General features: G+C 59.7%; 6 protein-coding genes and 1 riboswitch. Of the genes, 2 read left to right on the top strand and 4 right to left on the bottom strand.

Features of this window, described 5'->3' with window-relative positions:
* Positions 1 to 149 precede the first annotated feature (149 nt).
* Positions 150 to 1541 (top strand): MBOAT family O-acyltransferase, encoded by a 1392-nt coding sequence (locus KQI17_RS05990; RefSeq protein WP_216495306.1) that lies wholly within the window; start codon positions 150 to 152, stop codon positions 1539 to 1541.
* A 23-nt stretch (positions 1542 to 1564) separates the two neighbouring features.
* Positions 1565 to 2437, top strand: a complete 873-nt coding sequence (locus KQI17_RS05995; RefSeq protein WP_216495307.1) for a GDSL-type esterase/lipase family protein — start codon at positions 1565 to 1567, stop codon at positions 2435 to 2437.
* Positions 2438 to 2497: 60 nt separating this feature from the next.
* Here the strand turns inward: KQI17_RS05995 and KQI17_RS06000 are convergent, their stop codons facing one another.
* The 4 genes from KQI17_RS06000 to KQI17_RS06015 form a co-directional block, all read right to left on the bottom strand.
* A complete protein-coding gene (locus KQI17_RS06000) occupies positions 2498 to 3901 on the bottom strand; it encodes a sodium:alanine symporter family protein (protein ID WP_216495308.1) in 1404 nt (467 codons plus the stop codon).
* A gap of 148 nt (positions 3902 to 4049) precedes the next feature.
* Positions 4050 to 4143: riboswitch (glycine riboswitch) on the bottom strand.
* Between the two features lie 237 nt (positions 4144 to 4380).
* Positions 4381 to 4785 (bottom strand): PPC domain-containing DNA-binding protein, encoded by a 405-nt coding sequence (locus KQI17_RS06005; protein WP_216495309.1) that lies wholly within the window; start codon positions 4783 to 4785, stop codon positions 4381 to 4383.
* A gap of 12 nt (positions 4786 to 4797) precedes the next feature.
* Positions 4798 to 6027 (bottom strand): class I SAM-dependent rRNA methyltransferase, encoded by a 1230-nt coding sequence (locus tag KQI17_RS06010; RefSeq protein WP_216495310.1) that lies wholly within the window; start codon positions 6025 to 6027, stop codon positions 4798 to 4800.
* Positions 6028 to 6152: 125 nt separating this feature from the next.
* Positions 6153 to 7430: DUF4368 domain-containing protein (locus KQI17_RS06015; protein WP_216495311.1), on the bottom strand; the 1278-nt coding region annotated here is incomplete at its 5' end.

Raw genomic sequence — 7430 nt, forward strand, 5'->3', positions numbered from 1 at the left:
TGAAATTTGTAACCGTTTTGTTGTTGACGAACGGCGCCGAAGCACCTACAATAAGGTATTGCAGCGGCTTGCGGCGCGGATATTGTAGCACGCATTCCGCCGTTTGTAAACCACTCTTCCTTTTTCATTTTACTGTAGGAGCATCCACCGTGAGCTTTTCGACCTTACCGTTTCTCTTTTATTTTCTGCCCGCCTTTCTGGCGGTATACTATATTGTCCCCGCCCGCTTCCGCAACGCTGTGCTCGCACTGGGGAGCCTGCTCTTCTATTGGCTCGGCGCGGGTACGGGCGCTCTTCTCGTGCTGGTCGCGCTCATTCTCGTCAACTTTGCCGCGGGGCGGCTGATCGAGGACGCGCACGGCGATGAGCGGCGCGCCTGGCTCATCCTCGCGCTCGCGTGCGATGTGGGCAGTCTCTTTTATTTCAAGTACATGGGTTGGTTTCTGGAAAATCTGGGCAGACTGACGAATACCGACTTTTCCTTTTTCCGCGTCGCCCTGCCGCTCGGCGTGAGCTTCTATGTATTTCAGAGCATCGCCTACGTCGCGGACGTCTACCGCGGCGACGCCGAGGCCGAGCGCAGTCTTTTGGACTATACCGCCTTTCAGGCGATGTTCCCCCAGCTCGTCATGGGCCCCATCCTGCGCCTGCGCGATGTGAGCGCGGAGCTGCACATGAAGCGTCCCTTCTCCCGCGCGGCGGTCGAGAGCGGCTTTTCGCTTTTTGTGGTCGGGCTTGGCTGCAAGGTCGTTCTGGCCGACCAGCTCGCCTCGCTGTGGACGGCGCTCGAACGCATCGGCTTCGCCTATCTCTCCGCGCCGCTGGCGTGGTTCGGCGCGGTGGGCTACAGCCTGCAGCTTTACTACGACTTCGCGGGCTACTCGCTCATGGCGATGGGGCTTGCCCGTATGCTCGGCTTTGTGATCCCGCGCAACTTCGACCTGCCCTACTGCTCACGCTCCATCTCCGAATTCTGGCGGCGCTGGCACATCACGCTCGGCATCTGGTTCCGCGACTACCTCTATATCCCGCTCGGCGGCAGCCGGAACGGCAAGCGTCGGCTTCTTCTGAGCCTGTTCGTTGTATGGACGCTCACGGGTCTTTGGCACGGCGCGGCGTGGAATTTCGTTCTGTGGGGCCTTGTGCTCTTTGTGTTCATCGCGCTGGAAAAGTTCTGCATCGGCGGCTTTTTAGAGCGTCACCGCTTCCTCTCGCGTCTCTATTTTCTCTTTCTTATTCCGCAGACGTGGGTGGTGTTCCGCATCTCTGATCTCGGCGAGCTGGGGGACTACTTCTCCCGTCTCTATCCCTTCCTCAGCAGCGGCGAGAGCGTGTTTGCCGGCGATCTCCTGCGCCAGCTGGAAAGCTACTGGTGGCTCTTTGCTCTCGGCATTCTCCTCGCCACGCCGTGGCCGCGCCGCTTCTATGAAAAATACCGCGCGACGCCGCTCGTCTGGCTGCCGCTGTTCACGGTGTTCTGGCTGTGTCTCTATCTCATCGCGACCGGCACGGGCAACCCGTTCCTCTACGCCCGCTTCTGAATTTTTCTGAAGGAGGTCTTTCCATGTCCCACTTTTCTCCCCTGCTGTGGCTGTGCGCGGTGAGCGCCGCAGCGCTCAATTCCTTCACCGCGCTCGACCCCACCGGCGCTTATGAGCAGTATCTCGACGCGCTGGGCGAGAATACGCCCGCCATCGCCGCCTTTTTTAATGCCGCCGAGAGCGGCATCTTCCCGTGGACGATCCCCGGCGTGTCCGAGCCGATCCCGAGCCCCGTGCCCGATCTCCTGCCCCAGCCGCCCGAGGTGGTCGATCCGGTGATCCCCGACGAGCCGGAGGAGCCGGTCAGCCAATTTACCACGGTGGACGCGAGCTATTTTGACGACGCGCTCTTTCTCGGCGACTCGCACACCGACGGCTTCCACGACTACGCGGGGCTGAGCAACGCGACCTACTTCACCAAGAACGGTCTGACGGTAAAGGACGCCGTGGAAAAGAGCTTCATCGAGCTGGACGGCAAAAAGGTCACGCTCGCCGAGGCGCTCGGCACGAGGCAGTTCGGCAAGGTCTATATCCTCCTCGGCATCAATGAGATCGGCGCCTACACCGCCGCGGACTGGGCGGCCCAGTACAAATCGCTGCTCGATCTCGTGCGCGAAAAGCAGCCCGACGCGGTCATTTTCATCCAGTCCATCTTCCACACCACGCAGAAAAAGTCGGATAGCTCCTACTTCAAAAACGAGGTCATCAACGAGCGCAATGCCGCCATCGCGCAGCTGGCGGACGGCAAAACGATCTTCTACCTCGACCTCAATCCGCTCTTCGACGACGAGAACGGCGCGTTGCGCGCCGACTACTCCGGCGACGGCGTTCATGTCCGCGCGCCCTACTATGTGCAATGGCGCGACGAGCTCTATCGGTTCGGCGTGGTGAAATAACGTAAAAGAATCGCTTCCCTGATCGGGAAGCGATTCTTTATCTGCTGTTCTCGGGAAAAATTACTCCCAGCGGTCCGCCTCGGGCGTGCCGTTCACATGCTTGACGACCAGTCCCGTCAGGGCAAAGAGGGCGATGGCGTTGGGGATGACCATGAGGTTATTGAACATATCGCTCAGCTCCCACACGAGGTCGCTGGAGGTCAGCGTGCCGAGGAAGATGAACACCAGCGCGATGACGGTGTAGACGACCGTGGACCTCTGACCGAAGAGGTAAGCCATGTTGATCTTGCCGAAGAGGTTCCAGCCGAGGATGGTGGAGAAAGCGAAGAAGAACAGGCAGACCGCGACGAACATCGCGCCCGCGCCCTCGCCGAAGACGACGCCGAAGGCGGTCTGGGCGAGGTTGGTCTTCTTGAGCACATCCTGCGCCGCTGCCGCGCCGCAGCCGTGGAGCGGGCCGCCCTCGGTGTAGAGGGTGGAGATGATGACGAGGGCGTTGAGGGTGAGGACCACGAAGGTGTCGATGAACACGCCGATCATGGCGACGACGCCCTGCTGGTGGGGATTCTTGACGTTGGCCTGCGCGTGGGCGTGAGGCGTGGAGCCCATACCGGCCTCATTGGAGAACAGGCCGCGCTTCGCGCCCTGGGAGAGTGCGATCTTCAGCGCCGCGCCGAAGCCGCCGCCGATGATGGCCTGCGGGGCAAAGGCATACCGGAAGATCATGCCGAAGGTCGCGGGGATGTACTTGATGCGGGCGATGAGGACGATCAGGCCGCCGGCCAGGAAAACAGCCGCCATAATGGGCACGATCTTCTCGGTCACGGAGGCGAGGCGCTGCACGCCGCCGAGGAAGATGAAGCCGCAGATGGCGACGAGCACCACGCCGATGATCCACGTCGGCACGTTGAAGGCGTTGGAGAAGGTCTCGCCGATGGAGTTGGACTGCACCATGCAGCCGAAGAAGCCGAGCGCCAGAATGATGGCGACGGCGAAGAAGCCCGCGAGGAACTTGCCGAAGCCGCCCTTGAAGGCGGTGGTGATATAGTAAACAGGGCCGCCGAGGACGTTGCCGTCCTTATCCACGGTGCGCGTTTCCTGCGCGAGCGTGGCTTCCGCGTAGATGGTCGCCATGCCGAGGAAGGCGATGACCCACATCCAGAAGATGGCGCCGGGGCCGCCGGTGAGGATCGCGCCGGACGCGCCGACGATGTTGCCGGTGCCGACCTGCGCCGCAATGGCGGTGGCGAGCGCCTGGAAGGAACTCATGCCGCTCTCCTGCTTTCCGCCGCGGAGACTGAGGCTGCCGAACACGCTGTTCCAGCCCTCCTTGAAGTGACGGACCTGCACGAAGCGGGTCTTGATGGAGTACCACAGACCAACGGCGATGAGCAGCGCGACCAGAATGTAGTCGGACAGGTAGCCGTTGATCTTCTGCACAATGGGGAGAAGTGTTTCAGTCATGGGAAATTTCCTCCTAAAAATATTGTGCCCCGCTTTTCTTCCTCCTCTCGCTTTGCAGACAAAGCAAAAAACAGGGCCGCCGAAGAAATCGACAGCCCTGATCCAAATTCCCATCCATGAAAAAACAGCGCAGCAAAGCCGCATAGCGGTTTCCTGCCCTGTCCTCTTTGCCTGAGAGATTCAACCCGCGCGGGGCCTTACACCTTCGGCACTCATTGCTGAGATTTTCCAGAGCCATCTCCACCCCCAGTCTCCCTGCGGATTCAAGGGGCTTCTACGAACTAAGGACAGGATACCTGTCTTTTCGCCGCTTGTCAACAGGGATTTTAACGCGCTCTGAACGGAGAGAGGAGAAAACGGCTGCAAAGCAGCCGTTTTCTTTCTCTTTTTCGGGAATTGTTCAAATCCGCCAAATTTTTCTCTTTTTCGCGCCCGGATTTGGCATTGTATTTAAGTTTTCTATCGAAGATGCAGATCAATTAGAATTGTCTATCAATTTTCCGGATCGCCAGCTCCTCGTAGCCGGTCGCCTCGTCGCGCTCGCGGGTAAAGACGGTGTCCGGCAGCTCGGCGAGGACGATCTCCGCCGTGGTGTTCACAAGGCAACCGGGGCGCAGATGTCCGCCGAACACACTCAGGTCACGGCGGGCAAAGCTCGCGTGCAGGTGGCTGCCGTGCTCGCTGACCGTGCCCATGAGCGAGACGATCTCCACATCCTCCGTGCCGCTCTGCACATCGACGCCGCTCGCGTCGCGCAGCTCCCAGCGGTAGACGCAGCCGACGGCGGAGAGCACAACGCCCGCGGCGATATGATGCGCGTCGGCATAGCGTTGGATGCTATCATACAGATCGTCGCCGCGATGCAGGCGAAAGCAATGGTACATGGCGCTTCTCCTTTACACCACCTGAAAGAGGTAGAATTTGAGGTAGTCCGTCTCCGGCACGTTCCAGAGGATCGGATGGTCGGGGGATTGCTGACGGGCCTCGATCTGGCGCAGCTCCACGCCCGCGTCCAGCGCGGCGGAGCGCAGCATTTTTTCAAACAGCTCGCTCGGCATGAAGTGGCTGCACGAGGCGGTGGCGAAGTAGCCGCCGCGCGGCAGCAGCCGCAGGGCGCGGAGGTTGATGTCCTTATAGCCGCGCTCGGCGCTTTTCACCGTTTTGCGCGACTTGGTGAAGGCCGGCGGGTCGAGGATGATAAAGTCATACGGCTTGCCGCCCTTTTTCTCCAGCTCGGTGAGAAGGTCGAACACGTCCGCGGTCAGGAAGTCCGTGCGGCCCTCCAGCCCGTTGCGCACGGCGTTCGCGCGGGCCATGTCGATGGCGCTCTGCGAGATGTCCACGGCGGTGACATGCTCTGCGCCGCCCCGCGCGGCGTTGAGCGCAAAGGAGCCGGTGTGGGTGAAGCAGTCGAGCACGCGGCGGCCGCGGGCAAGGCGCGCGACCGCGAGGCGGTTATACTTCTGGTCGAGGAAGAAGCCGGTCTTCTGGCCGTTCTCCACGTCCACGCGGTAATAGACGCCGTTCTCGCAGATCTCCGTCACGGCACTCGCGGGCACGTCCCTGCCCTCGAGCGGGAACCAGCCCTTCCCCTGCTCCATACCCTCAAGGGCGCGGATGGCCGCGTCATTGCGCTCGAAAACGCCGTCGATCACAACGCCGTCCTCGGCGAGGACCTCGACGAGCAGCGGGAAAAGCATCTCCTTGATGCGCTCCATGCCGACGGAGAGGGTCTGCGTGACGAGCAGGTTTTCAAAGCGGTCCACCGTCAGGCCGGGGAAGCCGTCCGCCTCGCCGAAGATGACGCGGCAGCAGGAAACGTCCGCGCCCATGACCGTCTTGCGGTAGTCCCAGGCGTAGCGGATGCGGCGACGCCAGAAGTCCGCGTCGAAGCGGTCGTTCGCGTTGCGGGAGAGCAGACGGATACGGATCTTGCTCTCGCGGGAGAAAAAGCCGCTGCCAAGGTATTTCCCTTTCTCGCTCACCGCGTCCACGAGCGCGCCGTTTTCCACGCCCTCGGGCGCGGAGACGATCTCCTGCGCGTAGATCCACGGGTGGCCGCCCTCGACCCAGCGGGTCCCCTTGGCGGTGATGGTGAAGCGGGGATAGGCTCTTTCTGCTTTCATGGCGTGACCTGCCTTCCTGAGATTCTCGGAAAACTATAGCACAGGGCAAGAGAAAAGGCAAGGCGAAAGCGGTCTACCGATAAAGAACATTTCTTCTTCGGTTGGAACAGCATGGTATGAAAATATCATGCTGTTCCTTTTTTGCTGTATTCCGGTGAGAAATCAATTTTACCGATGAATGTATAGTACACGTCAATGCGTTGGACACGGTTTCCGCTGGACTTATCCGGCGCATAGACCACCACTTTTTCTACAAGCTCGCGCAGCATGGCAGGCGTCAGCTTCTCCGGCTGTGTGTATTTGCGTACCGCCCTCAAGAAATGCTGCACGCCCAGCATTTTGTCGTCTGCGTCTTGCAGTTGAGCGGCCAGCGCAGGAACGCTCTCCCGTAAAGCCGTCTGCTCCTGTTCGTAGGCTTCGGACAGCTTCTTGAAACGCTCGTCCGTCAGCTTTCCACTGATGTTGTCCTCATAGAGCCGTTGGATGATCGTATCCAATTCGTTCATGCGCCGCGTGTTCTTTTCTAAAAGGCGTCTGGTCTGCATTTGCTCTGCCGCTTGCGCTGCGGCCTGGTTTCGCATGACAAGCCGCGCAAACTCATTCTCGTCCTCTTGGACATAGGCAATGACGCGCTGGAGGTTTTGAAGCACAAGCTGTTCCAGTACCACGGCGCGGATGTAATGCCCGAAGCACCCCTTATGAGACTTATGGGTAGAGCAATTATAACATTCCTGCTCATAGGTCCACGAGCCACTTCTGCAATGGTATAGCTTTGAGCCACAGTCGGCGCAGTAGGTAAGACCGGAAAACATTCCCATTTCACCCATTTTGGTCGGTCGGCGGCGCTGGGAGCGTATCTTTTGCGCGGCGTTCCACAGCTCAACATCAATGATAGCTTCGTGTGTGTTCTCGAACGTTACCCATTTCCCCGGAGGATTTGCTACTGTTTTCTTGCTCTTGTAGGAGATCCTGCTGAACTTAAAGTTGCTCGTGCGTCCCAAATAGCTATCCTGTTCCAAAATATCCGCAACGGTATCAGAATTCCATCGGCAGGGATCGTCTGGATGATACCGTCTTGTTCGTCCGGTGCGCTGAAATTCGAGCGTCCCCGGCGTAGGTATCTCTTGTTCCTTGAGCATACGGGCGATTTTACCGGGACCGTTGCCCTCGGCGCAGAGCCGGAAAATCAGCCTGACATTCGGCGCGGTTTCCTCGTCCACATACAGGCTTCCGGCCTCATTGCGGAGATAGCCGTAGGGAGTTTGCGTGGAAATGCGCTGACCGGACATACCCTTGTTGCGGAATACAGCGCGAATCTTCTTGCTCGTGTCCTTGGCATACCATTCGTTGATGATATTCCGGAAAGGAGTGAAATCGTTGTCCTCGCGCTCGCTGTCCACGCC

This window comes from Oscillibacter sp. MSJ-31 (assembly GCF_018918025.1).
Classification (GTDB): Bacteria; Bacillota; Clostridia; order Oscillospirales; family Oscillospiraceae; genus Hominicoprocola.